Genomic DNA, 23,850 nt, shown 5'->3' with positions numbered 1-23,850 from the left:
TCCTGCCGGTCGTAGCGTCCGGTCGTCACCGGGCGCCGGTCAGTCCACCGTCCACCGGAATGACCACTCCGGTGAGATACGCACCGGCACGAGAAGCGAGGAAGATCGCGGTTCCGGCGGCGTCCTCCGGAGTTCCCGTACGGCCGAGGGGGATTCGCTGGAGCACCCCCGAACGCAGCTCGGGATCGTCCAGCGCGTAGGCCATCATCTTGCTGGGGAACGGCCCCGGCGCGATGGCGTTGACCGTGATGCCGTCGGCGGCCGTGACAGCGGCGAGTTTGCGCGTGAGCATGTGCACGGCGGCTTTGCTGGCACCGTAAGAGAAGTTGTCCGACGCCGATACCGTCATGCCGTCGACCGAGCCGATGTTGATGACGCGCGCGGGATCACCCTCACGCGACGCGGCCCGCAGCTCGGGCAGCAGCCGTTGGGTCAGCGCGAAAACCGCCTTGACGTTGACGTCGAAAACCTTGTCGAACGCACTGTCCGGGAACTCGTCGATCGGCGCGCCCCACGTCGCACCCGCGTTGTTGACCAGTACGTCGATCCGGGGCGAGATCTCCCGTACCCGTTCGACCAGGCTCGCGATGCCATCCGGTGTGGACAGATCGGCGGGGTGGGCGATGCACGTTCCCCCTGAGGCGGACAATTCCTCCGCCGCCTGCCGGCACGCGTCGGCCTTGCGGGACGATATGACGACCGTGGCACCGGATTCGGCGAATCCCCTGGCGATCATCAGACCGATTCCCCGGGAACCGCCGGTGACCACCACCGTCTTGCCGGAGACGTCGAACAGCGCCGCCGGCTTCATCGTCGCACCGTTCACGGCACCGGCATTCGTCCCACCGGCATTCGTCGCACCGGCGTTCGTCGTGTCGGGGTTCGTCGTGTCGGGGTTCGTCACTGCGGCACTCCTGTCGGCTCACTGTGCGCGCCCGCGAGTTCGACGTAGCGGGCAGTCTGGTCGAACGCGGATCCGGTCACCACGGATGCGGACATGTCGCTGATCTCGCTCCAGCGGTCGGCGACGGTCTCCGGCAGGCGCGCCTCCTCCGGCAGGTACACGCCCGCGGACTCCTCCATGCGTGCCACCGCGAAGACACCGGCGCCGGCGGCGAGAATCGTCTTGTTCGGTGCCGCATCGGAGACGAGGAACAGTGCACCGGGGGCGATCGACTCCGGTTCGAGCACTGCCGTCGTGTCCGGGTCGATGAGGTCCTCGGTCATCCGGGTCGCGGCCGTCGGGGCGAGGGTGTTGACGTGGATTCCCTTGCGCGCGCCTTCGATCGCGAGCACGTTCATGAGGCCGACGACGCCCGACTTGGCCGCACCGTAGTTGGCCTGGCCGAAGTTGCCGTAGATGCCGGATCCGGACGTCGTCATCAGTACCCGCCCGAACCCCTGCTGCACCATGTGCGGCCAGACGGCCTTCGTGCAGTGCACCGCGCCCATGAGGTGCACGTCGAGAACGCGGCGGAAGTCCTCGACGTCCATCTTGGCGAACGACCTGTCCCGGAGAATGCCCGCGTTGTTGATCAGGATGTCGACGCGTCCCCAGCGCTGAATCGTCTGGGCGACCATGCCCTCGACGTCGCGCACATCGGTGACGTCGGCCCGGCTGACCATGGCCTCGCCGCCGCGGCGTTCGACCTCGGCGACCACTTCGGCGGCCGGCCGCTCGTCGGTCCCTCCGCCTGAGACGGCCCCGCCGACATCGTTGACGAGAATCTTCGCGCCGCGTTCGGCGAGCGCGAGCGCATGCGCCCTGCCGAGACCGCCGCCGGCCCCGGTCACGATGGCGACCTTGTCGGAGAAGCTGAAACTCACGGCCACCAGCCCTTTCACCTGGGATACTACCGCGTATTATGTGGTCCGGGACACGTTGCGTCAACACCGACCGAGTACGTCCGGCCGGCGGCGGTGACATGATGTGCAACTACGGCGAACGATGGAGGATTCGTTGACTACGAGCTCCGAGGTGGACAGTGGCGTCAAGGGACGCATCCTCGACGCGGCCGCCGAGGCGTTCATGCAGCGCGGATTCGGAAGCACCACGATCGACGACATCGCCGACGACGTGGGTGCGACCAAGGGCCTGATCTACTACCACTTCCGCTCGAAGTTCGACGTGTTCCTCGCCGTGTACGAGGAAGGCATGCGCCGCGTACGCGATCACGTGGAGCCGCACGCCAGCGGTGAAGGGAACGGCCGGCAGCGGCTCGTGGCGATGTCACTGGCCCATGTGCTCAACCTGATGCGGGACATCGCCTACCACAACGTCGTCCACCAGGGCGTGCGCGCCAAGGAGTCGACGGAGCTGAAGATCCGCCAGCGCGATGCGCTCGCCTCGCTGAACGAACTCAGACGGGACTACGAGCGGCTCTTCCACCGCGTACTGGCCGAGGGAATCGAGGACGGCTCGGTCCGCGACGTCGACGCCGCCCTGGCCACGCGAACACTGCTGAGCAGCCTCAACGCCGTCGACATGTGGTACCGCCGGGTCGACGACCAGTCCGATGAGGACATACAACACCTGGCGCGGCAGGTCGTCGACGTTCTCATCGGAGGCATCGCGGCACCGGGTCCGGCACCCGCGTAATACGGGCGAACGCCCGCACGGAACAGCGAACCGCCCCGTGGTCCACATCGGACCACGGGGCGGCTGGTTCACAAACCGGTGGTTCGCGGACTGCGAATCCCGCTCAGGCGAACAGCTTCGGCAGCGTTCCTTCCCAGGCTTCGCGCAGCTCGTCGAGGCCGAAGGTGGCGACGTCCTGGATCTCCAGCTGGTCGGACTGCTCGTCGGCGACACCGGCCTTACGCCACGGCAGACCGCGTGCGCTGCACATCTCGGTGAAGCGCAGTTCCTCGGTTCGCGGGACGGCGACCAGCGCGCGGCCCGCGGACTCGGAGAACAGCTGGACGAACGGATCGGCGTCGGGGTCGAGCAGGAGGCGAGCACCGCACTGGCCGACCAGTGCCATCTCGACGATCGCCTGCGCGAGCCCGCCGTCCGACAGGTCGTGCGCGGCCGAGATCATGCCGTCGCGCGAGCCCGCGACGAGGATCTCCGCCAACAGCCGCTCGCGTTCGAGGTCGACCTCGGGCGGCGTTCCGCCCAGGTGACCGTGGACGACGTGCGCCCACACCGAACCGCCGAACTCGTCACGCGTGTCCCCGAGCAGCAGCAGCGATTCGCCGGGCTCGTTGCCGATGCCCGTGGGGATGCGGCGCCGCACGTCGTCGATCACGCCGAGCACGCCGACCACCGGCGTGGGCAGGATCGCGGTGTCGCCGGTCTGGTTGTAGAAGCTGACGTTGCCGCCCGTCACGGGCACGCCCAGCTCGGCGCACCCATCGGCCAGCCCGTGCACGGCCCGTTCGAACTGCCACATCACGCCCGGGTCCTCGGGCGAGCCGAAGTTCAGGCAGTTCGTCACGGCCAGGGGCTGCGCGCCGCCGGTTGCGACGTTGCGGTACGCCTCGGCCAGCGCCAGCTGCGCGCCCCGGTACGGGTCGAGGTAGACGTACCGGCTGTTGCAGTCGGTCGACACGGCTACGCCCCGTGAGGTGGACTCGTCGACGCGGATCATGCCGGAGTCGGCGGGCTGAGCGAGGACCGTGTTGCCACGCACGTAGCGGTCGTACTGCTGAGTGACCCAGTCACGCGAGGCCAGGTCCGGCGAGGAGACCAGGCGCAGCAGTGTGTCCCGAAGTTCGTCCGGAGTGGACGGACGGGTCAGTGAATCCGGGGTGGCCGACTGGATGTCGTCCTGCGAGGCGGGCCGCGCGTAGGGACGGTCGTAGACCGGGCCCTGGTGGGCGACGGTCCGCGGCGGCACGTCCACCACCGTCTCGCCGTGCCAGTTGATCACGAGGTTGGCACCGTCGGTGACCTCGCCGATCTCGGTGGCGATGACGTCCCACTTCCGGCAGATCTCCATGAACGCGTCCACATCGGACGGGGCGACGACCGCGCACATGCGTTCCTGCGATTCGCTCGACAGGATCTCCGCTGCCGTCATTCCCTCGGCCCGCAACGGAACCCGGTCGAGGTCGATGTACATGCCGCCGTCGCCGGCCGCCGCCAGTTCGGACGTCGCGCACGACAGACCGGCGCCGCCGAGGTCCTGGATGCCGACGACGACGTCCTTGGCGAACAGCTCGAGGCAGCACTCGATGAGCACCTTCTCGGTGAACGGGTCGCCGACCTGCACACTCGGCAGCTTCTTGCGGCCACCCGCGCTCTCGTCGCCGTCGAACGTCGCACTCGCCAGCACGGACACGCCGCCGATGCCGTCGAGACCCGTACGCGCACCGAACAGGATGATCTTGTTGCCGGTGCCGGATGCGTGCGCCAGGTGCAGGTCCTCGGCCCGCATCGCGCCGACGCACATCGCGTTGACCAGCGGGTTGCCGGCGTACGTCCGGTCGAACACGACCTCGCCGCCGACGTTCGGCAGGCCCAGGCAGTTGCCGTAACCGGCGACACCCGCGACCACACCCGGCAGCACGCGGCGCGTGTCCTCGGCGTCGGCGGGGCCGAACCGCAGCGGGTCGGCGACGGCCAGAGGACGCGCACCCATCGCGAGAATGTCGCGCACGATGCCGCCGACACCCGTCGCCGCACCCTGGTACGGCTCCACATAGGAGGGATGGTTGTGGCTCTCGACCTTGAAGGTGACGGCCCAGCCGTCGCCGACGTCGACGACGCCCGCGTTCTCGCCGATGCCCGCGAGCATCTTCTCACGCATCTCGGCGGTCGTGGTGTCACCGAAGTAGCCAAGGTGCCTCTTCGACGACTTGTACGAGCAGTGCTCGCTCCACATCACCGAGTACATCGCCAGTTCGGCCTCGGTGGGCCTGCGGCCGAGAATCTCGCGGATGCGCTGATACTCGTCGTCGGCGAGGCCCAGCTCGGCGTAAGGCTGCGGTGCGTCGGGCGTCTCCGCGGCACGGGCGGTGGTGTCGGTCAGGGTCGTATCAGTGGCCACGACCCCCAGGGTACGTGGCCGCGTGAAGCACCGGTGGCCCGGTCCGCTCCGGCCGGAACCGCCGTGTCGGCCATCGGCGCAGGTCACACCTGCTGCCCGCGCCGCCCCGGCACTGGAGGCACCGGGGCGCCGGGCCGCGCGAGCGTCGACGACCGAACGGGTGTGGACGACTACGCGGCGCGGCCGGCGGGCCACCCGTCACACGCCGAGGCGCCTGCGGATCAGGGCCGACAACTGGTCCACCGCGATCACCAGGACGAGCACCACGACCAGGTGCGTGACCATCTCGTCGAACCGGAACAGCTTGATCGACTGGTTGATCAGGAACCCGATCCCGCCCGCACCGACGAGGCCGAGCACGAGCGAGGACCGCACGTTCACGTCGAACCGGTACAGCAGGAGGCCGACCAGCTGCGGCAGCGTCGCCGGCAGGACCGCGTGCACGGCCTGCTGCGCCCTGCTGGCGCCCGCCACTCTGAGAGCGTCGCGCGGGCCGAGGTCCGTCTCCTCCATCGCCTCGGCCCACAGCTTGCCCATCACCCCGGTGTTGTGGAACACCAGTGCGAGCACACCGGCGAACGGACCGAGGCCCACGGCCGTGATGAACACCAGTGCGAACACGACGTCGGGCACCGCACGCAGCAACGACAGCACACCGCGCGCCAGCTGATAGGTGACTGAACCGCGGGTCGTCGCCCGCGCCGCGAGCAGCGCGAGCACCAACGCGAACGGCACCGACAGCGTGGTGCCGAGCAACCCGATCCCCAGGGTCACGACGGCGGCGTCGATGCTGGGCCGTACGACGTCGTCCCATGCCAGGTCCGGTGGCAGTGCCTCCGCGAAGAAGTCGGCGATGCCCTCCCAGCCCGCCACGAGGGCGGCGGGCGAGAACCCGGTCGCGTTCCACGCGATGACGTGCAGGGCGACGACGACCCCGGCGATGCCGAGTGTGATCGCCGACGGCCACGGCCTGCGGGGTGGTTCGCTCGTGCCACGACGTTCCGGAGCTGCGGCGGTCATACGACCACCCCGCCCGGAACGTAGAGCGCGTCGAGTTCCGCGGACGACACCGCTCCGGTGGGCGCGTCGACCGTCACCCGCCCGCCGCTGAGCCCCACGATGCGGTCGGCGCACCGGACGGCCAGCTGCGGCTGATGCAACACGGCCACCACGGCGAGCCCCTCGGCGGCAAGGCTCGCCAGCAGCTCACTGATCCGCACGGCCGCGCTCGGGTCCAACGCGGACACCGGTTCGTCGGCGAGCAGCACGTTCGTGCGCTGGCACAGGGCTCGCGCGATCGCGACCCGCTGCTGCTGCCCGCCCGACAGCCGGCCGGTCCGCCGGCCGGCATGATCGGCCAGGCCGACGCGTTCCAGACACCACATGGCTTCCTCTCGCAGCTCGCGGGGAAACAGCCGCGGCGAGAGCGACCGGCGCAACGGCAGCCGGCCCAGCGCACCCGCACACACGTTGTCGAGCGCGCTCCTCCGGTTCACCAGGTGGATCCGCTGGAAGACCATGGCGGGACGACCGTCGACGGTGATCTCCCCGGCATCCGGCCGTTCCAGCCCGACCACGCAGCGCAGCGCCGTCGACTTCCCGCATCCGTTCGCACCGAGCACGGCGACGAACTCGCCCGCACGCACGTCGACGTCGATGCCGTCGAGCACTCGGTGCTCGCCGAACGACTTGCGCAGGTTGCTGATCCGCAACGCCGACCCGTCAGGCATCGTCTTCACTCAGACCCAGTGTGTCGGCGAGCCGGAACAGCGGCCGGTAGGTCTTCCTGTCGACCTCGACCAGCGGACCCGGCGGATCGACGTCGAGGTATCGGCCGACCTTCGCGATGTCGGAGGGGGAGAGATCCAGCAGCGCCTCCCTGAGGCGCTCCTTGAACTCGGGTGCGAGGTTTCCCCGCACCGTGATCGGATCGTTCGGGATCGGCTCGGACTGCCATATCCGCCGGTATCGGGACTCGTCGAAGGTCCCCTCCGCCTTCGCCGCCGCCAGCTGCTGACTGTTGATCTCGGCCGCATCGACCTTCCCGTTCGTCAGCGCGAGCAGCGCCTCCGGGTGACCGCCCGCATAGTCGATCTTGACGTCCTGCTCGGCGAGTCCCGCTGTGCGCAGCGCGTAGCGCGGCAGCGCGTCACCGGAGGTCGAACCGACCTCGCCGAGTGCGAGCGTGCGTCCCCGCAGGTCCTCGATGTCGCGGATGCCGGAGCTCTTCGGAACCCAGATGCCGCCGGTGTAGGTCGTCAGCCGGCCCTCGGCGTCGGCGAACGAGGCGAGCGGCTCCGCGTCGGCCTTGCGGCTGGCGAACACGTACCCGAGCGGGCCGAACTGGGCCAGTTCGAGCTGCTCGTTGCGCATCGCGAGCACCTCGCCGGCGTAGTCGTCGACGATCTTCAGCTCGACGTTGCAGTCCAGCTTCCGCTGCAGGGCGTCGGCGAGGACCCGGTATGCGGGCGTGAGTTTCGCCAGGTCCTCGTACGGTTCGATGCCGAAGCGCACCCCGCCGTCCGGGCAGGCGCCACCTGCGCCGTCCTGGGTGGTGCCGCACGCCGTACCCGTCGCGAGGACGAACGTCGCGGTCGCCGCGAACGTGGCGAACCGATTCATCGGGGAATGCATGGTGCGATCTCCTCGGGGTGGGGAGGGTTGGGGAGGATTCGTCAAGCGAGCAGGTCGTCGAGAACGGCCGGGGCGAGCCCGAACGCTGTGGTCATGCCGATGCCGGAGGTGACCGCGACGACGCGGACGTCGTCGCAGGGGGTCTCGACCAGGAACGGGTCGGGTGCGGAGGCGTACACGCCGGTCCACCGTTCGCGCACGGCCAGCGACCGCACACCGAGCAGTCGCGCGGTCTCCGCGAGCACGAGTTCGTCGAGGTGCTCCGCGCGGTACGGCGGCACCGTGGCCTGGTAGGCGTGCGTGTCGCCGATCGTCAGGTCACCGCCGGGGAGTTGGGTGAACATCAGGTTCAAACCGGCGTCGACGAGGCGAGGGTGATCACGTTCGAGCCGGGAACGCACGGCGTCGTGACTCCGGCACGCCGCGAAAGCCGCGTAGCGCAGCATCGATAACCCGGTCAGCACGGCGCAGTCGACGTCCCTGCCGTACGGCTCGGCCACCCGCAGCATGTGCAGCGAGCACCGCTGGACGGCACGCTGCGCGGCCAGTCCGGGGAAGTGACGGTCGACGTCGTGGCCGACCGCGACGACGACGTGGCTCGCACGCAGCACGCCTCTGCTGGTGCCGACCTCACCGGTCCCGATCGTGTGGGCGGTCGTGGACCAGTGGAAGGTCACGCCCCGGTCGGCGAGCGAGGCGGCCACGGCATGAACGGCCTCCCGCGGGTCGACTCGGATGTCGAGCGGGAAGTGCGCACCCCCGATCGCTCCGGCCACGGGTACGCGGTCCAGGACTGCGCGCTCGTCGAGCAGATCGACCTGGCCGTCCCGGTACTCGGCGAGCTCGGTGAGCAACTCGAGCTCGTCGGCTGCCCTGGCGACGACGACCGTGCCTGCTTCGCCGATGTGGAATCCGGCTTCCTTGGCCAGCCGCAGCCACGTGTCGCGGGCGGCGAGTGCGTAGTCGAGTGCCTGCCCGTCCTGCGCGGTGATGCAGCCGTGCCCGAAGTTGCGCACCGAAGCGCCGCTCGCTCGTTCGTCCCGTTCGACGACGGCGACCGACAAGCCTCGCTCGGTGGCTTCGTACGCGTGCGCGAGCCCGACGATGCCCGCACCGATCACGACGACGTCGGCCGTGCCGAACTCCGAACAACTTGTCATGACAAGCAGCCTGTTCGAGTCGCTGTAATCGCGTCAACAAACGAGGATGTCTGTATTTAGCCTGTTCATCGGCAGTTAACGAGCATCTCGACATGTATAGTCACCGCCATGGAGACGCCCTTGCACGAGCAGATCGCCGCCGACCTGCGTCGCCTGATCTCCTCGGGAGAGCTGCCCGTGGGCACCCCGGTGCCGTCCGAATCGCAGCTGTGCGCAAAGTGGGACGCCTCGCGTGGACCGGTGCGGCAGGCACTCGCGACGCTGCGCACGGAGGGCATGATCGGCGGTGGCCGCGGCAAGCCACCCGTCGTCCGGCGCCAGGTGCTGAGTCAGCCCTTCGAGACGTTCCTGTCGTTCTCCAGCTGGGTGCACGGACTCGGACGCAACCCCGGCCAGCGCACACTGGAGATCGCACGCAGGCCCGCGACGGCGGAGATCGCCGACGAGCTCCTGCTCGACGAGGGTGAGCCCGTCGTCCAGCTACTGCGACTGCGACTCATCGACGACACCCCGACCATGCTCGAGCGCACGACGTTCGTCGAACCCGTCGGCCGGCTGCTGTTCGATCACGACTGCGATTCGGGGTCGATCTACGCGTTCCTCGGCGGCCAGGGCGTCGACATGAGCCTCGCCCGGCATCTCGTCGACGCCGTGGCCGCCGACGAGGCCGACAGCGAACTGCTGGGCGTCGCACCCGGCGCACCTCTCCTCCGGGAACAGCGCAGGGCCACCGGCGTGGACGGCATGCCCGTGGAGTACTCCGACGACCGCTATCGCCCCGAACTCGTCGGCTTCGCCATCGAGAACTCGCAGCAGGCACAACCCACACTCGCCAGGAACTGGAGGTCGGCGTCGTGACCGCACTCGCCGTACTGGACATCGCAGGCACGACTGTCGACGAGCAGGGTGCCGTCTACACGGCTCTCGAAGGCGCCGTCCGCACCGCCGGTGCATCACCATCCACAACGGACATTCAACGCTGGATGGGCGCCGACAAGAAGGAGGCCATCGCAGGACTCCTGGAGAACGGCACGGGCCAGCCACCCCATCCGTCCGTTGTGGAGTCCGGATTCACGGACTTTCACGCGAGACTCGACGCCGCATACCGATCGCGGCCACCACGTCCACTGCCGGGCGTGCCCGAGGCGATCGCCGCGTTGCGAGCCGCGGACATCAAGGTCGCACTGACCACCGGATTCGACAGGTCCGTCGTGGACGGTCTGCTCGACACGATCGGCTGGACCTCCGGCGTGCTCGACGCAGTCGTGTGCGTCGACGACGTCCCCGCGGGCAGGCCCGCCCCATACATGATCTTCCGTGCGATGGAACGCACCGGCGTGCACGCCGTCGCGGACATCGTCGTCGCCGGCGACACGCGCCGCGATCTCGAGGCGGGCCACAACGCCGGGGCCGGCACGATCGTCGGCGTCCTGACCGGCGGGTACGACGTCACCGACCTCGGTGCGGTGCCGCACACCCACTTGTTGCCGAGTGTCGCGGACCTGCCCGGGCTACTGGGAGTGGCCGTACCGGCTCAGGCCGCGACGCCGAGCGCGTCGAGCGCGGAGTAGAACATGCCGAGACCGTCGTCCGACGGTCCCGTGAGCGCGTCGATGGCGTGCTCGGGGTGCGGCATCAGTCCGACGACCCGGCCCCGCTCGTCGGCGACACCCGCGATGTCGCTGCGCGACCCGTTGGGGTTCTCGCCGACGTACCGGAACACCACGCGCCCGTCGCCTTCGAGACGCTCGAGCGTGGGCTTGTCGGCCATGTAGCTGCCCTCGCCGGACTTGAGCGGGATCAGCACCTCGGCGCCGGAGTCGTAGCGCGTGCTCCACGCCGTCGTGTTGTTCTCGACGCGCAGCCACTGGTCGCGGCACACGAAGTGCAGCTTGTCGTTGCGCACGAGCGCACCCGGCAGCAGACCCGCCTCGCACAGGATCTGGAAGCCGTTGCAGATTCCCAACACCGGCATGCCCTTGGCCGCGGCGTCGATCACGGACGTCATCACGGGCGCGAACCTGGCGATCGCACCGCAGCGGAGGTAATCGCCGTAGGAGAACCCGCCGGGCACGACGACCGCGTCGACCCCGTGGAGGTCGGCGTCGGCGTGCCACAGCGAGACGGCCTCGGCACCGGAGTACCGCACCGCGCGGGCGGCGTCGACGTCGTCGAGCGTGCCGGGGAAGGTGATGACGCCGATGCGAGCGGTCACTGCTCCACCCGCCGGATCGTCCAGTCCTCGATCACGGGGTTGGCGAGGAAGCCCTCGGCGATCTTGGCGAGCGTGTCGTCGTCGACCGAGTCGTCGACTTCGAGCTCGAAATGCTTGCCCTGGCGAACCTCGGTCACCCCGTCGAACCCGAGCCGCGGAAGGGCACCGGCGACGGCCTGCCCCTGTGGGTCGAGAATCTCGGGTTTGGGCATGACGTCGACGACTACTCGGGCCACGACAGGCTGCTCCTTAGCGTCAAGAACCGCGTTGCTGGGCTTTTTTGATGCGTTGCAGTGCGTTTCCGCAGGTCGGATAGCCCGTTCAGCGTAACCCAATGACAGCCGGAGCCGGCCTTCGGGGCCGAGAGACCCCCGACGCCCCTCGGCCCCGCCGGTCGGCACCGGCTTCTACGTCGGGAGACGTATGCCTATTCCGTCGGTTGCGTCGGAAGTGCCGGACTCACCGGTTCGGAGGACAACGACAGTTGTCTTGTAACCGAGAGCTATCGAGTCTCCGCGTTCGGTGGGGGAAGGCGGGTTACGACCGGGCGCGGCCGCAACGCAGGCACGGGTTAGGCGGCGGGTGGGATTGACCCGACGTCGAGCGGACGCGGTCGGGCGGACTCAGAAGCCGGCGCCGTAGCCGGGCGGTCCGTAGCCCGGTGGTCCGTAGCCCGGCGGTCCGTAGCCCGGCGGGGCCTGCGGCTGTTTCGGCTTGCCCCCGCGCATCGCGCGACCGGTCGCCGGCAGCACGGCCATGATCGACGCGGCCAGCAGCACGACCGCAACGATCACCGAGAAGATCATGTACTCGAAGGGCACCTCGGTTTCGTACGTTTGCCCTTCCACCGCGATCTCGTAGCCGATCAGCGTGAACTTGATCGGCGCGAACAGGTAGTAGGCGAAGCCGAGAAACCCCAATCCGGCCGCGATCCACCGTGCGAACCCGAGCCGGGCGAACAGCAGGCCCACGAACAGCAGCAGGGTCGACGCATACGAGAAAGTCACCGCGATGATCGCGTCGACGATGTCGGTCGATATGTCCACGAACGCCAGGCCGGTCAACGTCATGCGCATGTACGCGGCGAATTCGCTGCCGAGCGAGGAGTCGGTCGACACCGTCGCCGAGATGTACAGGATCACGACGGCCGGCAGGAACGCGATCGCCGTGACGTAGGCCATCGCGGTACTCGGCTTCCGCGGGGCGAACCCCGCCTGCGGGTATCCGTACCCCGGAGCCCCCGGAGCACCCGGAGCTCCAGGAGCCCCGTACGGCCCGGGCTGGCCGAACTGGCCGGGACCACCCGGCTGCTGCGGATATCCGCCCGGATACGGCTGGTTCATGCGCCATCCCCCTCGCTGCTGTGGCTGCCACTGGCGGCTGCGACCCGGGACTTCTTAACACACGATCCGCCCGAAAAACGCCGTTCCGGGGATGCGCCGCGGCTACCCGACATCCAGGGCACCTGCGGATGGCGGGCCGCGGAAGCCGCACCACCGAAGCGCGCGCCGCGACCTGGCACACCCGACCGCGGCGAGCGGCCACCGCGATCGCGGGAACAACGGGGACGCATGCCGGACCAGCGGCGACGGCGGCCACCCCGCGCCGGCCGAGGGCGCAGATCAGCCCTTGCCGTGCAGCTTCGCGATGAGCCTGCCGACGATCGCCTCGGTTTTCTTCGACCGCGCGAACGAGGTCAGCGCGATCGGGGCGGTGAACCGCTGCCGGGCGATCGCCTTCGGCCGCGCGAACTCCCGCAGCCCCTCCGGCCCGTGGATACGCCCGAACCCGGACTCGCCACGGCCGCCGAACGGGAGCGATGCGATGCCTGCGAACGACAACGGTGCGTTGATGGCCGTCTGACCGGTGCGCAGCCGCCGCGCCAGCTCCATACCGCGTGCCTTCGAGAACACCGTCGAGCCGAGGCCGTAGGCCGAATCGTTGGCCTTGTCGATCGCCTCGTCCATGTCGGCGACCCTGGCGATGGTCACGGTCGGGCCGAACGTCTCCTCGCGGACGGCGGAGCAGTCCTCGGGCACGTCGACGAGCACGGTCGGCTTCACGTACCGGTCGCCCACCGCACCGGCGCCGCCGACCAGCGCCCTGCCACCCGCGGCCAGCGCGTCCTCGATGTGCCTGCGCACGATGTCCAGCTGTGCCGGCATCGTCATGGGGCCGTACTGCTCACCGGCGTCGACGTCCTCCGCCTTGGCGACGACCTTGGCGACGAACTCGTCATAGACGCGCTCGTGGACGTACACGCGCTCGACACCCGCGCACGTCTGCCCGGCGTTCGAGAACGCGCCCCAGGCGGTGGCGTCGGCGGCGGCGTCGAGGTCCGCGTCGGCGTCGACGAGCAGCGGGTCCTTGCCGCCCGCCTCGATGACGACGGGCGTCAGCGTCTCGGCCGCCGACGCCATGACCTTCTTGCCCGTCGCGGCCGACCCGGTGAACGCGATCTTGTCGACGCCCGCCTTCGTCAGCGCGGCTCCCGTGTCACCGAGGCCCGTCACGAGCTGCAGCACCGGGTGTTCCGGCACCGCTTCGGCGAACGACTCGACGAGCCACTTGCCCACGCCCGGCGTGAACTCGGACGGCTTGAAGACCACGGCGTTGCCCGCGGCGAGTGCGTAACTGACCGAACCGAGCGGCGTGTAGACCGGGTAGTTCCACGGTCCGATGACGCCGACGACGCCGAGTGGCTGGTACTCGACGCTGGCCGCCTGGTTCGACAGCAACAGCCCCGGTGAACGGCGCTGCGGACCGAGGACCTTGCGCGCGTGCTTGGCCGCCCACGCCAGGTGCTCGATGGCGAGGACGAGCTCGAGCTGGGCGTCACCGGCCGGTTTGCCCGTCTCCTCGGTGATGATCCTGCCGAGCTCCGGCATGCGTTTGGCCAGCGCGGAGCGCCACGCGGCCAGGCGTTCTGCGCGGCCCGCGAACCCGAGGGAGTCCCACCAGGCGGCGGCCTCGCGCGCCTTCGCCACGGCGGCCTCGACCTGTTCCGCAGTGTGCACCGGGTAGGTGCCGACGGCCTCGCCGGTGGCCGGGTTGAACGATTCGAACGTCTCGCCGGTGAGCACAGTCGTCATGCCCCGAGAGTACGTCCACGCCGCTTTTACTGGCAATGTGCCAACTAGGGATCGTGTGCGTTCCTGCACCTGCGGACCGGACAGGGGCGGATATCGTGGCGATCGCACCAGCCGCCCCGCGGGAGGAGCCATCGATGCGCGTCACCCACTACGGACACGCCTGCGTCCTGCTCGAGACCGACCGAGCACGGATCCTCATCGATCCCGGCGCGTTCTCCTCCGGGTTCGAGGACCTCACCGATCTCGACGCCGTGCTGATCACCCACCAGCACTACGACCACGTCGACACGGAGAAGCTGCCGAGCCTCCTGTCCGCCAACCCCGGCGCACAGCTCGTCACGGACCCGGGATCGCGCGACACCGTCGCCAAGGTCGACCTCGATTCACACACGGTGCAGCCCGGCGACGCGTTCGACGTGGGCGGCGCGGCGGTGAACGTCGTGGGCGGCCAGCACGCGACGATCCACAAGGACATCCCCGTCATCCCCAACGTCGGATTCCTCGTCGACCACGGCGCCTTCTACCACCCCGGCGACTCGTTCTTCGTGCCCGACCAGGAGGTCGACGTCCTCGGCCTGCCGACCGCGGCACCGTGGCTCAAGGCGGGCGAAGCCGTCGACTACCTCCGCGCCGTGGCGCCGCGGCTGGCGGTGCCGATCCACGAGGCCGTGCTCGCCAACCCGGCGATGCACCACGGGCTGTTCACCAACCTCGCGCCGGACGGCACCGAGGTCAGGGTGTTGCCGAAAGCCGAGCAGACCACGGTGTGACGGAACGGCCGCCTCTGTGTCGTGAGGGGAATTCGGGCCCCTCCCGCCGGCGGTCACCGCCCCTCGACGGCACGCCGGCGCGACAGCGAGGGGAAGATTTGGGGCGCCCGCCCGCGGACCCGACCGCCACCCTCACCGACACGCTGACGCGTGGCTGTGTTCAACGCCCTGAAGATGCACTGGGGCGGCTCCCGGCCACTGGGCGCCCCTCGCCGCGACCCCGAGCGACCGCTCAGGCGCCGGCGGGCGACGGCCGCACGCCGGACGTCGACGTTCCCAGCGAGGCGTAGGTCCGCGGGCGGGCGCCGGCCTCGACGGCCGCGTCGACGGCCTCCAGCACGGCTCGCCTGCCGCGAGCCGTCGCGAGATCGAGTGCGTCGGCGGCGAGCCGCACCAGCCCGCCTCGCCGTGCGGCCCGCACCACCGCGGTGACGTCCCCCGACTCGACGGCGGGCCTCGTCACCGACCGGGACGCCCACGACGGCAGCATCGCCGCACCGCGGCGCACCGCCGTCCTGCGCATCCCCGCGGGTTCGGCTCGGCCGACCCGGTGCACGCGCCCGCGTACGAGACCGTCTCGTTGCAGGTCACGCACCACGGCCTCCTCCGCGCACACGGCGAACCCGTGGCGTCGCAGCGCGTCGCGGGCCTCGGGGGTGATCCGCCAGCGCGGCGGGGCGAATACGTCGGTGCGCAGGCCTTCGGCGTCGAGCGCCGCTGTCGCGGCGATGAGCCGCAGCCCCGCCTCGTGACCGCGCAGCGAGGCGAACTCGGCGGGAACGCGGCGGTCGTAGCCGTGCAGCGCCACCGCGTCGCCCCGCGTGGCACGCGCACGCACCCATTCGGCCGCGCGACGGGAGCCACCCGGCGTGTACAGCAGCGTCAACGGCACGCCGCGCGTATCGAGCTCGTCGGCCAGGGCCGCGCAGCCCTCCAGCGTGCGCGAACCCGGCCCGGACAGGGAGACCAGCAGCGAGGCATCCACGAGACCCACGAAACCGGTCACGAATGACCGCGTGAGGGCGCGCGGGTGAGCCCGCGGTGAAACGCCACCGACGAACGGGCACGCCGGGTCACCGCGACGGGTGACGAGCGCCGGCTACGAACGGTCGGTGGCGGGCTGGTCCTGCCGGCGGCTCGTGACGGGCTCCTCGTCGTCGGAGTCGCCCATGTCCTCCCCCGCGAGCGCGTTGATGCGCTTCTCCTCCCGCATCGAACGGATCGACGTCACCAGCGCGGCCACGATGAGCGCCGCCAGACCGACGTAGCAGACCACGATGGCGGAGTGCGGCAGTCCGAGGTTGCTCAGCAGCATCCACGCGTTGGCCAGGATGATGAGCCCACCTGCGGCGGTGCCGAGGACCCGCGGCGGCATGTGGTGCGCCAGCCACGCCCCGATCGGCGCGGCGACCACCCCGCCGATCAGCAGCCCCAGCACGACCAGCCAGTTCATGCCCTCCTGTTTGAGCGCGATCAGGAACGCCAGGCAGGCGGCGACGGTCACGACGAACTCGGCCGCACTGACCGAGCCGACGACCTTCCGCGGTTCGAGACGTCCCGACGACAGCAGCGTCGTGGTGGCCACCGGGCCCCAGCCGCCACCGCCGCTCGCGTCGACGAAACCGGCCACGAACCCGAGCGGGGCCAGGAACTTCGCACCGGGGCGCTTGTCGGTGATGAGCTTGCCGAGCTTGAGGAACGCGAACCGCACCAGCACGTACAGACCGAGCAGGAACAGGAACGCGCTGATCCACGCACCCGCGACCTCGGTCGACATCGCCACCAGCGCGAACGCGCCGATCGCCGCACCGATCGCACCGGGCACGGCGAGGATGCTCACCGTGCGCCAGTCGATGTTGCGGAACTTCCAGTGCGACACACCGGAGGCCAACGACGTGCCGACCTGGGCGAAATGCGCCGACGCCGACGCGATCGCCGGTGCCGTGCCCGCGGCGATCAGCACCGTCGTGGACGTCATGCCGTAGCCCATGCCGAGCGTGCCGGACACGAGTTGTGCCAGGAACCCGGCGATCCCGAAGAACAGGAGCGCTTGCATGCCGACCTCAGACGTGACTGTTGACGGGCGCGGAACGGCCCGGGGATGGGACAGGGACTGGCGTCAGCGGTGACGGCACAGGGCGGAACTCACCCGGAGCAAGTCGATGTGCCTGCGCTGCACCAGCGGCCGTAGCGACGCCGGCGGTATACACGCGCACCCGAGACTGCCCACTCGCTCGATCGTTGCAGAAGGTCACGATCGGGTCTACCCGCTCCCACATCACAGGATTGGCGCCGGTTCGTATTCGACCGCCTCCGGGAATCGCTTCACCACATCCGCCACCCGCACGGAGACAGCTTCGACCTGCGACGACGCCGTGCCGGTGAACGACAACCGGTCGGCGAGGAGATCGTCGAGACTCGCCCGGTCGAGGGGTAGCCGATCGTCGGCCGCGAGCCGGTCGAGCAGGTCGTTGTCGGCCTGGCCCTCCCGCATCGCCAGCGCCACCGCGACCGCGTTCTCCTTGATCGCCTCGTGCGCCGTCTCCCTGCCGACCCCGCCGCGGACCGCGGCCATCAGCACCTTGGTCGTGGCCAGGAACGGCAGGTAGCGGTTCAGCTCGCGGTCGATCACCGCGGGGAACGCGCCGAACTCGCGCAGCACCGTCAGCAGTGTCTCCAGCAGCCCATCGAGCGCGAAGAAGGCGTCCGGCAACGCGACGCGGCGCACCACGGAGTCGGAGACGTCGCCCTCGTTCCACTGGTCGCCCGCCAGCTCCCCGACCATCGACAGGTGTCCGCGCAGCACCACGGCCAGGCCGTTGACGCGCTCGCACGAACGCGTGTTCATCTTGTGCGGCATCGCCGACGAGCCGACCTGCCCCGGCTGGAAGCCCTCGGTGACCAGCTCGTTGCCTGCCATCAACCGGATCGTCTTGGCCAGGCTCGACGGCGGCGCGGCGAGCTGGGTCAGCGCGGAGACGACGTCGAAGTCCAGCGACCGCGGGTACACCTGGCCGACGCTGTCCAGGACGCGGTCGAACCCGAGGTGCCCCGCGACACGCTGCTCGAGGTCGGCCAGCTCGTCGGCGCCGCCCAGCAGGTCGAGCATGTCCTGCGCCGTGCCGACCGGGCCCTTGATGCCGCGCAGCGGGTAGCGCGCGATGAGGTCGTCGAGCCGGTCGAAGGCGACGAGGAGCTCGTCGGCGGCCGTGGCGAACCGCTTGCCCAGCGTCGTGGCCTGCGCGGCGACGTTGTGCGACCGGCCCGCCATGACCAGCTCGGAGTGCTCGGTCGCCAGTTCGGCGAGCCGGGCGAGGACGGCGGCCGTGCGGGTGCGCAGCAGTTCGAGGGACCGGCGGACCTGCAGCTGCTCGACGTTCTCCGTCAGATCGCGCGAGGTCATGCCCTTGTGGACGTGTTCGTGCCCGGCGAGGGCGTTGAACTCCTCGATCCGCGCCTTGACGTCGTGGCGCGTGACGCGTTCCCGCGCGGCGATCGAGTCCAGGTCCACGTCGGGCAGCACCCGCTCGTAGTCGGCGATCACTCCGTCGGGCACGTCGACACCGAGCTGGGCCTGAGCCTTCAGGACGGCGAGCCAGAGCTCACGCTCGAGCCGGACCTTCTGTTCAGGGGACCACAGTGCGACGAGTTCACGGGACGCATAGCGGCCGGCGAGCACGTTCGGGATGGCGGGCTTGTCGGTCACTCCGCCAGGCTAGCCGGAGTCACAGATCACAACCCAATCACGGTGCCTGAAGGGCCGGCTCCGGCCGCCTGGCCGTGCGGTGTCCGCGGCGGCGCGCGGCGAGATGGCGTCGGGCGACTCCGCCGTGCTCGACCGGCGCCGCGGCCGTCGCGCCCGGGAGCAGGGCCGGTCCGCGCCGGTCAGGCCGTGCCGGTTAGGCCGTGCCGGTTAGGCCGGGCCGGTTAGGCCGGGCCGGTCAGGCCGTGTCGGAGGCCAGTGTGTCGCGCAGCATGCGGGCCGCGGCACCGCGCGGGTCCGGGTCGACGGCGATTAGCGCGTTGACCACGGCCCCGTCGACCACCGCGATGATCCGCTCGATGCGGCGTTCGTCGGCGTCGAGACCGGACTTGACGAGGATCTCAGCCAGCAGTTCGCGCAGCTCGCCGGACAGCGTGCGCATCAGCGGCCGCAGGTAGGGGCGCCTGCCCGTGCCGACGAGACGTTCGTAACGCAGCAGCACGGCCTCGTACGCCGGGTCCTCACCGAGCAGCTGGTCCAGCACGAGGTCGACGACGGTGTCGACGCCGCGGTCAGCGGTCGGCAGGTCGGCGAGCCGGGCGCGGCCAGCGGCCAGTTCGGTCCGCCCGTGGTGTTCGGTCGCGGCGGAGACGAGCTCGTCGAGCGAGTCGAAGTAGTAGGTCGTCGAGGCGAGCGGGAGGCCGGCACGTTCGGCGACGGCGCGGTGGCGGATGGCGTCGAACCCGCCTTCGGACAACAGCTCGGCTGCGGCCCTGACCAGGGCGTTACGACGACGTTCACCCTTCGGCGTGCTCGCGGACGTCATAGCGCGCAAGTGTGCCAGCCGCCGGGCGCGCGAATGGGACGTATCCGCCGGAGTCTCCGACGAACGGCGGGAATCGCGCGGTTCCGGGTTCTCGCCGGCCGTGGTTCGCTACAGCTCGCCCGCGACCCGCTTGGCGATCCGGTCGACGTCGGGACCGTCTGTGTCCGCTCGCGTCAGTGGTTCGTTGAGCAGCAGCAACGTCGACCCGCTCGCGGTGTCCTGCTCGGCCGTCTCCGCGTCCGACAGCTCGCCGGGCAGCTGCACCTGCGTGCCTTCCGGCACGAGGACGGCCGTCAGCGCGGAGCCGTTCACTCGGAACGACGCCGACGTCGTGCCCTCGGGGCAGAAACGTCCGGGCGAGGCGTCCGAGGCGGTGACCGGGAGCTCGCCAGCGAGGGCGGTGGCGAGCTCCCGGTCGACCTGATCGCACCGCTGGGTGCGATCCCCGTCCGCCGTGCCGCCCTGCTTCGGCTCGTCGGACGGGAGTCCCTGGATGCCCGGTTGGTCACTCTGGGGACGCGACCCGCCGTCACCGGGTTGCGCGATGCGCGGCTGTGTCCCTCCTGTGGTGGACCTGTCCGACCCGGCGACCACGTTCCCGCCGCCACCGCCGCCGAGCATCGAACCCGCGACCACACCGCCGCCCCCGAGGAGCACGACGGCCGCCGCGGCACCGCCCGCGATCGCGCGTCTGCGCACGGTGATCCGGTGCGAGGCGTGAGCGACGTCGGACTCGTCGAACGACGGCGGCGGCGGCTGCCCGGGCACTGAACGGAACAGTTCGCCCAGTTCCCGTTCATCCATGCGCGTCCACCTCCGTACCGAGCGCCTTGCGCAACGCAGCCAGTCCACGGGCGGTCTGGCTCTTGACGTTGCCCTCGCTGCAACCGAGGACGCCCGCAACGCCGCTGACGTCCAGACCATCGAAGTACCGCAGGACGAGCACGGCTCGCTGCCTCGACGGCACCTGCCGCAGCCCGGCCAGCAGGTCCTCCCGTGTCGCCACCCGGTCGCCCAGCGGGTCGGTCGTGGCCGACGCGCCGGGCGCCGACGGTTCCGGCAGGTCCGAACCATCCTCGGTCTGCCGTTCCCGCCGCCACGGGCGCCGTGACTCGTCGATCGCCGCCCGAACCAGCGTCTTGCGGACGTAGGCGTCGAGGGCCTCCCTGTCACGGACCTTCCGCCAGCGCCGATGCAGCGCCACGAACGCGGTCTGTGCCAGGTCGTCCGCCCGGTGCCAGTCGCCGCAGAGCATGTACGCGGTTCTGCGCACGGAGTCTCGCTTCGCGGCGAAATACGCCGCGAACTCCTGCTCGTCGCGGGGATCCACGCGGTAGGTCTCCGGTTGCTTCCTCAGTTGTTCGTGCCTCGGTAGACGGCACCTGTTCCCTACACGGTTGCACGCCCGCGCGACATTTTTCGTCACGAATCGGTGAGCCCTGCTTCGGGCCACCCACCGACGTGTGATGTGATCGAAACGTGACCTCCGGATCCCCCGCCCCGATCGATCTCCGTTCCGACACGATCACGACGCCCGACGAGGCCATGCGCACGGCCATGGCTGGCGCCGAGGTCGGTGACAACGTCATCGACACCGATCCCACGATCGTGCGCCTCGAGGAGCGCGCCGCGGACATGCTGGGCATGGAGGCCGCCCTGTGGACCCCGAGCGGCACCATGGCGAACCTCATCGCGCTGTCGCTCCAGCTGCAGCGCGGCGACCGGTTCCTCGCGCCGCGCGGCGCGCACGTGCTGGCCAACGAGCTCGGCTCGGCGGCGTGGCTCGCGGGCGGTATGCCCGACCCGGTCGATCACGACGCCGGCCCCGGCAGGCCGACCCCCGCCACCGTTCGCGCGGCCGTGGGCCCGCCGAACGGCCCGTACTACACGTTGCGCACGACGCTGCTGTCACTGGAGAACACCCACAACGCCGCGGGCGGCGCGGTCACCCCGCCCGAGGAGCACGCGCAGCTGGTCGCCACCGCCCGCGACTGTGGTCTGAACGTCCACCTCGACGGTGCCCGGTTGTGGAACGCGGCCGCGGCGCTCGACCTGCCGCCCGCTGCGCTGACGGTCGGCGTCGACTCGGTGTCGGCGTGCCTGTCGAAGGGCCTCGGTGCACCCGTCGGCTCGGTCGTCGCCGGTACCGCCGAGTTCGTGGAACGGGCGCGGCGGATGCGGCAGATGCTGGGCGGTGGCGTCCGCCAGGGCGGTGTGCTGGCGGCCGCGGGCCTGGTGGCGCTGGACCGGGTCGACGACCTCGAGCGGGACCACGCCAACGCCAGGGCGCTCGCCGCCGGGCTGGCCGAGCTCGGCTGGGACGTCGAGGAGCCGCAGACGAACATCCTGCTCGCCGCGGTGCCGGACGTGGCGCTCGCACTGGAACGGCTTCGCGGTTCGGGAATCCTGGCGCTGCCGATGGCCGGGAAGGTGCGGTTCGTGCTGCACCGCGATGTCAGTGACGACGACGTCGAGGAAGCGCTGCGGCGCATCAGGGAGGAACGCGGATGACCGGCTGGGTGGTGTTCGACTACGGCGAGGTGCTGTGCCGCAGGACGACGGCGCTGCCGGAGCTGGCAGGCAGACTCGACGTGCCGCCCGCGACGTTCGAACCCGCCTACTGGGCACACCGCGATCCGTACGACCGCGGCGCCAGCGACGTCGCCTACTGGCAGGCCGTCGCCGACACCGTGGACACGGCGGTCGACGTCCAGGCGGTACATGAGCTGACCGCGATCGACGCGCGCGGCTGGTCGCAGCTCGACCCGGACGCAGAACGGTTGGTGGAAGCGCTGGCCGAGTCGGGAAGGCGACTGGCGGTGCTGTCGAACGCGCCCGCGTCGTTCGCGCGGCACGCCGAGCAGCAGCCGTGGACGCGGCACTTCGAGCAGCTGATCTTCTCCGGCGACGTCGGCATGGCGAAGCCCGACGCGGAGATCTACCGGCTACTGGTGCAGCGACTGGGCTGCGCGCCGGGGGACTGCCTGTTCTTCGACGACCGCCGGCGCAACGTCGACGCCGCCCGCATGGCAGGTCTGCGCGCCGAGGTCTGGCCCGGCGCGGAAATCGCCAAGTCGATGCTGCTGTAGGCGGGCCTCCGGAAGAATCCTCGTGCGGAACGCCGGACACGGCAGCCGATCCGTGCCGCAGTCCACAGGGGACGGTCACGGACGAAGGCGGGCCTGTTCGAAGGGCGACGACCGGCTCTCACCGGGTGATGTGCCCTGCTAGCCTTCCGCGATGAGTGAGGGTCGACTGACACATCCCCACCACAGCCGGCGAATCTCAGTCGACTCCGGCCACGCGCGGATCGACGAGCTCGACGTCCTCCGCGGATTCGCGTTGTGCGGCATCCTCGTCGTCAACATCTACCAGCAAGTCGTCTTCGGCGGCCCCGGCGGGCAAACAGGACCGGCCGCGATGCCGCCGGTCGTGCAGCTGCTGTTCTACGAACGGTTCCTGCCGATCTTCGCCACTCTGTTCGGTGTCGGGTTCGGCATCTTCCTGTCCAGGGCGGCGACCCGTAGCGAACGGCCGAGGTTGGTACTGGCACGCCGCCTGCTGGTGCTCTTCGCGATCGGCGCGGTGCATTTCGTGTTCCACCCCGGTGAGGTGCTCACCGCCTACGCCGCGCTCGGACTGGTCGTGCTGCTCCCGCTCAGTCTGCTGCGAGGGCGTGCGGCCTTGATCGTCGCGATCGTGCTGCTGTTCCTCGGCTCCCAGTTCATCCTCGGCTACGGGCCAATACCCGGCCTGCTCGCACTGGGTTACGCCCTCGCCGTGCTCGGTGCACCCGAGGCCCTGTCCGCCAGGACCGGAAGGATCGCCACCGGATTCGGGGTCTTCGGATGCCTGGCCGGGCTCTACGCCTACCTCGAGCTGACGGGCGCGGACCTGCCGTACGTCAACGTCATCGGCGGTCCCGGCGGCGGTGTGAACCTGTTGCCGGTCGCGGCGGCGATCGCCACGGCGTTCGCGTACTGCTGCGGTCTCCTGCTGTCGCTGCGCACGCCTGCCGGCACGGTCATCTCCGCGGTCTTCGCCCCGATGGGCCGGATGGCGCTGACCAACTACCTCACCCAGACCGCACTGTTTCTCCTGCTGAGCCCGCTGGTCGGCATCGAGAGCGGCGAGGACTGGGCGCAGATCATCGTTCTCACCGTCGCGATCCTGGCCCTGCAGGCGGTGTGGAGCACACTGTGGCTGCGTTCCTTCCGCTACGGCCCGGCCGAATGGCTCTGGCGGTGTCTGACCTGGTGGCAACGCGCCCCGATGCGCCGCTGAACGCGCGGGCGCTGACCGCAGGCACCGGCTACACCCGGAGCCGAGTACGGGCGGCACCGCCTGCAGCGGGTATCGAGTGCGGACGGCTCCGAGCATGGCGGCGCCTGATCCGGACGGTGCCGATTACGGAGGACGCCGAATGCGGACGGCTCCGCGTACGGAGAGCGCTGCC

The 23,850-nt window shown here is 70.2% G+C and carries 25 protein-coding genes; 7 read left to right on the top strand and 18 right to left on the bottom strand.

Annotated features, from left to right (window positions below; all coding sequences use genetic code 11):
- Positions 1 to 25 precede the first annotated feature (25 nt).
- Together FB384_RS09555 and FB384_RS09550 are read right to left on the bottom strand one after the other, a co-directional pair.
- A complete protein-coding gene (locus FB384_RS09555) occupies positions 26 to 811 on the bottom strand; it encodes an SDR family oxidoreductase (protein WP_183785257.1) in 786 nt (261 codons plus the stop codon).
- 89 nt (positions 812 to 900) lie between these two features.
- On the bottom strand, positions 901 to 1,833 hold the full coding sequence (locus FB384_RS09550) for an SDR family NAD(P)-dependent oxidoreductase (RefSeq protein WP_221212683.1): 933 nt from the start codon (positions 1,831 to 1,833) through the stop codon (positions 901 to 903).
- Positions 1,834 to 1,960: 127 nt separating this feature from the next.
- Between FB384_RS09550 and FB384_RS09545 the strand changes: the two genes are divergently transcribed.
- Positions 1,961 to 2,599 (top strand): TetR/AcrR family transcriptional regulator, encoded by a 639-nt coding sequence (locus FB384_RS09545; protein ID WP_228725996.1) that lies wholly within the window; start codon positions 1,961 to 1,963, stop codon positions 2,597 to 2,599.
- 103 nt (positions 2,600 to 2,702) lie between these two features.
- Here FB384_RS09545 and purL read toward each other — a convergent pair whose 3' ends face one another.
- From purL to FB384_RS09520, 5 genes are all read right to left on the bottom strand, one after another.
- Positions 2,703 to 4,994 (bottom strand): phosphoribosylformylglycinamidine synthase subunit PurL, encoded by a 2,292-nt coding sequence (gene purL, locus FB384_RS09540; protein WP_183781653.1) that lies wholly within the window; start codon positions 4,992 to 4,994, stop codon positions 2,703 to 2,705.
- Between the two features lie 198 nt (positions 4,995 to 5,192).
- On the bottom strand, positions 5,193 to 6,014 hold the full coding sequence (gene phnE, locus FB384_RS09535; RefSeq protein ID WP_183781650.1) for a phosphonate ABC transporter, permease protein PhnE: 822 nt from the start codon (positions 6,012 to 6,014) through the stop codon (positions 5,193 to 5,195).
- Positions 6,011 to 6,724 carry a phosphonate ABC transporter ATP-binding protein gene (locus tag FB384_RS09530; RefSeq protein ID WP_183785253.1) on the bottom strand — a complete coding sequence of 238 codons (714 nt, stop codon included), beginning with the start codon at positions 6,722 to 6,724 and terminating at the stop codon, positions 6,011 to 6,013. Before FB384_RS09530 ends, phnE begins: the two co-directional genes overlap by 4 nt.
- Positions 6,717 to 7,628 carry a phosphate/phosphite/phosphonate ABC transporter substrate-binding protein gene (locus FB384_RS09525; RefSeq protein WP_228725995.1) on the bottom strand — a complete coding sequence of 304 codons (912 nt, stop codon included), beginning with the start codon at positions 7,626 to 7,628 and terminating at the stop codon, positions 6,717 to 6,719. Before FB384_RS09525 ends, FB384_RS09530 begins: the two co-directional genes overlap by 8 nt.
- A gap of 41 nt (positions 7,629 to 7,669) precedes the next feature.
- The gene (locus FB384_RS09520) at positions 7,670 to 8,788 is read right to left on the bottom strand and encodes a TIGR03364 family FAD-dependent oxidoreductase (protein ID WP_183781647.1); all 1,119 of its coding nucleotides are present in this window, start codon (positions 8,786 to 8,788) and stop codon (positions 7,670 to 7,672) included.
- A 108-nt stretch (positions 8,789 to 8,896) separates the two neighbouring features.
- Between FB384_RS09520 and FB384_RS09515 the strand changes: the two genes are divergently transcribed.
- Both FB384_RS09515 and FB384_RS09510 read left to right on the top strand, forming a co-directional pair.
- Positions 8,897 to 9,646: a GntR family transcriptional regulator gene (locus FB384_RS09515; RefSeq protein ID WP_183781644.1), complete on the top strand. Its 750-nt coding sequence runs from the start codon at positions 8,897 to 8,899 to the stop codon at positions 9,644 to 9,646.
- A complete protein-coding gene (locus tag FB384_RS09510) occupies positions 9,643 to 10,359 on the top strand; it encodes a phosphonatase-like hydrolase (RefSeq protein WP_183781640.1) in 717 nt (238 codons plus the stop codon). Before FB384_RS09515 ends, FB384_RS09510 begins: the two co-directional genes overlap by 4 nt.
- On the opposite strand, the gene purQ is transcribed toward FB384_RS09510, so the two are convergent.
- From purQ to FB384_RS09490, 4 genes are all read right to left on the bottom strand, one after another.
- Positions 10,323 to 11,003: a phosphoribosylformylglycinamidine synthase subunit PurQ gene (gene purQ, locus FB384_RS09505; protein ID WP_183781637.1), complete on the bottom strand. Its 681-nt coding sequence runs from the start codon at positions 11,001 to 11,003 to the stop codon at positions 10,323 to 10,325. The two genes, FB384_RS09510 and purQ, sit on opposite strands and share 37 nt — an antisense overlap.
- Positions 11,000 to 11,239: a phosphoribosylformylglycinamidine synthase subunit PurS gene (gene purS, locus FB384_RS09500; protein WP_183781634.1), complete on the bottom strand. Its 240-nt coding sequence runs from the start codon at positions 11,237 to 11,239 to the stop codon at positions 11,000 to 11,002. Before purS ends, purQ begins: the two co-directional genes overlap by 4 nt.
- A gap of 387 nt (positions 11,240 to 11,626) precedes the next feature.
- Positions 11,627 to 12,346 carry a hypothetical protein gene (locus FB384_RS09495; protein WP_183781631.1) on the bottom strand — a complete coding sequence of 240 codons (720 nt, stop codon included), beginning with the start codon at positions 12,344 to 12,346 and terminating at the stop codon, positions 11,627 to 11,629.
- A gap of 279 nt (positions 12,347 to 12,625) precedes the next feature.
- Positions 12,626 to 14,095, bottom strand: coding sequence for an aldehyde dehydrogenase family protein (locus tag FB384_RS09490; RefSeq protein WP_183781628.1), 1,470 nt, complete (start codon positions 14,093 to 14,095; stop codon positions 12,626 to 12,628).
- A gap of 134 nt (positions 14,096 to 14,229) precedes the next feature.
- Between FB384_RS09490 and FB384_RS09485 the strand changes: the two genes are divergently transcribed.
- The gene (locus FB384_RS09485) at positions 14,230 to 14,865 is read left to right on the top strand and encodes an MBL fold metallo-hydrolase (protein ID WP_183781625.1); all 636 of its coding nucleotides are present in this window, start codon (positions 14,230 to 14,232) and stop codon (positions 14,863 to 14,865) included.
- A gap of 232 nt (positions 14,866 to 15,097) precedes the next feature.
- Here the strand turns inward: FB384_RS09485 and FB384_RS09480 are convergent, their stop codons facing one another.
- The 7 genes from FB384_RS09480 to FB384_RS09455 all read right to left on the bottom strand — a co-directional run bounded on the left by FB384_RS09480 (position 15,098) and on the right by FB384_RS09455 (position 20,724).
- A complete protein-coding gene (locus tag FB384_RS09480; protein ID WP_323985181.1) occupies positions 15,098 to 15,871 on the bottom strand; it encodes a DUF2334 domain-containing protein in 774 nt (257 codons plus the stop codon).
- 93 nt (positions 15,872 to 15,964) lie between these two features.
- Entirely contained in the window at positions 15,965 to 16,921 is a 957-nt protein-coding gene (locus FB384_RS09475) for a sulfite exporter TauE/SafE family protein (protein WP_183781622.1), read from the bottom strand.
- A gap of 63 nt (positions 16,922 to 16,984) precedes the next feature.
- On the bottom strand, positions 16,985 to 17,095 hold the full coding sequence (locus FB384_RS27460) for a putative leader peptide (RefSeq protein WP_372497739.1): 111 nt from the start codon (positions 17,093 to 17,095) through the stop codon (positions 16,985 to 16,987).
- Between the two features lie 48 nt (positions 17,096 to 17,143).
- Positions 17,144 to 18,571, bottom strand: a complete 1,428-nt coding sequence (gene purB / locus FB384_RS09470; protein ID WP_183781619.1) for an adenylosuccinate lyase — start codon at positions 18,569 to 18,571, stop codon at positions 17,144 to 17,146.
- Between the two features lie 235 nt (positions 18,572 to 18,806).
- Positions 18,807 to 19,394 carry a TetR/AcrR family transcriptional regulator gene (locus FB384_RS09465; RefSeq protein WP_183781614.1) on the bottom strand — a complete coding sequence of 196 codons (588 nt, stop codon included), beginning with the start codon at positions 19,392 to 19,394 and terminating at the stop codon, positions 18,807 to 18,809.
- Positions 19,395 to 19,502: 108 nt separating this feature from the next.
- Complete coding sequence (locus FB384_RS09460) at positions 19,503 to 20,198, bottom strand: hypothetical protein (protein WP_183781611.1); 696 nt, start codon at positions 20,196 to 20,198, stop codon at positions 19,503 to 19,505.
- The gene (locus FB384_RS09455; RefSeq protein WP_183781610.1) at positions 20,191 to 20,724 is read right to left on the bottom strand and encodes a SigE family RNA polymerase sigma factor; all 534 of its coding nucleotides are present in this window, start codon (positions 20,722 to 20,724) and stop codon (positions 20,191 to 20,193) included. Before FB384_RS09455 ends, FB384_RS09460 begins: the two co-directional genes overlap by 8 nt.
- Positions 20,725 to 20,939: 215 nt before the next feature.
- On the opposite strand from FB384_RS09455, the gene FB384_RS09450 reads away from it, so the two are divergent.
- The 3 genes from FB384_RS09450 (at position 20,940) to FB384_RS09440 (ending at position 23,678) form a co-directional block, all read left to right on the top strand.
- Positions 20,940 to 21,905: a threonine aldolase family protein gene (locus FB384_RS09450; RefSeq protein WP_221213135.1), complete on the top strand. Its 966-nt coding sequence runs from the start codon at positions 20,940 to 20,942 to the stop codon at positions 21,903 to 21,905.
- The gene (locus tag FB384_RS09445) at positions 21,902 to 22,483 is read left to right on the top strand and encodes an HAD family hydrolase (protein WP_183781604.1); all 582 of its coding nucleotides are present in this window, start codon (positions 21,902 to 21,904) and stop codon (positions 22,481 to 22,483) included. The genes FB384_RS09450 and FB384_RS09445 overlap by 4 nt, the downstream gene beginning before the upstream one ends.
- Positions 22,484 to 22,634: 151 nt before the next feature.
- Positions 22,635 to 23,678, top strand: coding sequence for a DUF418 domain-containing protein (locus FB384_RS09440; protein ID WP_183781601.1), 1,044 nt, complete (start codon positions 22,635 to 22,637; stop codon positions 23,676 to 23,678).
- Positions 23,679 to 23,850: the final 172 nt, after the last annotated feature.

The sequence above is a fragment of the Prauserella sediminis genome (assembly GCF_014195435.1).
GTDB classification, from domain to species: domain Bacteria; phylum Actinomycetota; class Actinomycetes; order Mycobacteriales; family Pseudonocardiaceae; genus Prauserella; species Prauserella salsuginis.
Note: the sequence above shows the minus strand (reverse complement) of the source record. Positions and strands in the feature narration are given on the sequence as shown.

Bases quoted from the DNA above. Each gene is read 5' to 3' on its own strand.
- FB384_RS09555 (WP_183785257.1), bottom strand. From the start codon at position 811: ATGAAGCCGGCGGCGCTGTTCGACGTCTCCGGCAAGACGGTGGTGGTC.
- phnE (WP_183781650.1), bottom strand. From the start codon at position 6,014: ATGACCGCCGCAGCTCCGGAACGTCGTGGCACGAGCGAACCACCCCGC.
- FB384_RS09530 (WP_183785253.1), bottom strand. From the start codon at position 6,724: ATGCCTGACGGGTCGGCGTTGCGGATCAGCAACCTGCGCAAGTCGTTC.
- FB384_RS09525 (WP_228725995.1), bottom strand. From the start codon at position 7,628: ATGCATTCCCCGATGAATCGGTTCGCCACGTTCGCGGCGACCGCGACG.
- FB384_RS09520 (WP_183781647.1), bottom strand. From the start codon at position 8,788: ATGACAAGTTGTTCGGAGTTCGGCACGGCCGACGTCGTCGTGATCGGT.
- FB384_RS09515 (WP_183781644.1), top strand. From the start codon at position 8,897: ATGGAGACGCCCTTGCACGAGCAGATCGCCGCCGACCTGCGTCGCCTG.
- FB384_RS09495 (WP_183781631.1), bottom strand. From the start codon at position 12,346: ATGAACCAGCCGTATCCGGGCGGATATCCGCAGCAGCCGGGTGGTCCC.
- FB384_RS09490 (WP_183781628.1), bottom strand. From the start codon at position 14,095: ATGACGACTGTGCTCACCGGCGAGACGTTCGAATCGTTCAACCCGGCC.
- FB384_RS09485 (WP_183781625.1), top strand. From the start codon at position 14,230: ATGCGCGTCACCCACTACGGACACGCCTGCGTCCTGCTCGAGACCGAC.
- FB384_RS09475 (WP_183781622.1), bottom strand. From the start codon at position 16,921: ATGCAAGCGCTCCTGTTCTTCGGGATCGCCGGGTTCCTGGCACAACTC.
- FB384_RS09465 (WP_183781614.1), bottom strand. From the start codon at position 19,394: ATGACGTCCGCGAGCACGCCGAAGGGTGAACGTCGTCGTAACGCCCTG.
- FB384_RS09460 (WP_183781611.1), bottom strand. From the start codon at position 20,198: ATGGATGAACGGGAACTGGGCGAACTGTTCCGTTCAGTGCCCGGGCAG.
- FB384_RS09450 (WP_221213135.1), top strand. From the start codon at position 20,940: ATGCGCACGGCCATGGCTGGCGCCGAGGTCGGTGACAACGTCATCGAC.
- FB384_RS09445 (WP_183781604.1), top strand. From the start codon at position 21,902: ATGACCGGCTGGGTGGTGTTCGACTACGGCGAGGTGCTGTGCCGCAGG.
- FB384_RS09440 (WP_183781601.1), top strand. From the start codon at position 22,635: ATGAGTGAGGGTCGACTGACACATCCCCACCACAGCCGGCGAATCTCA.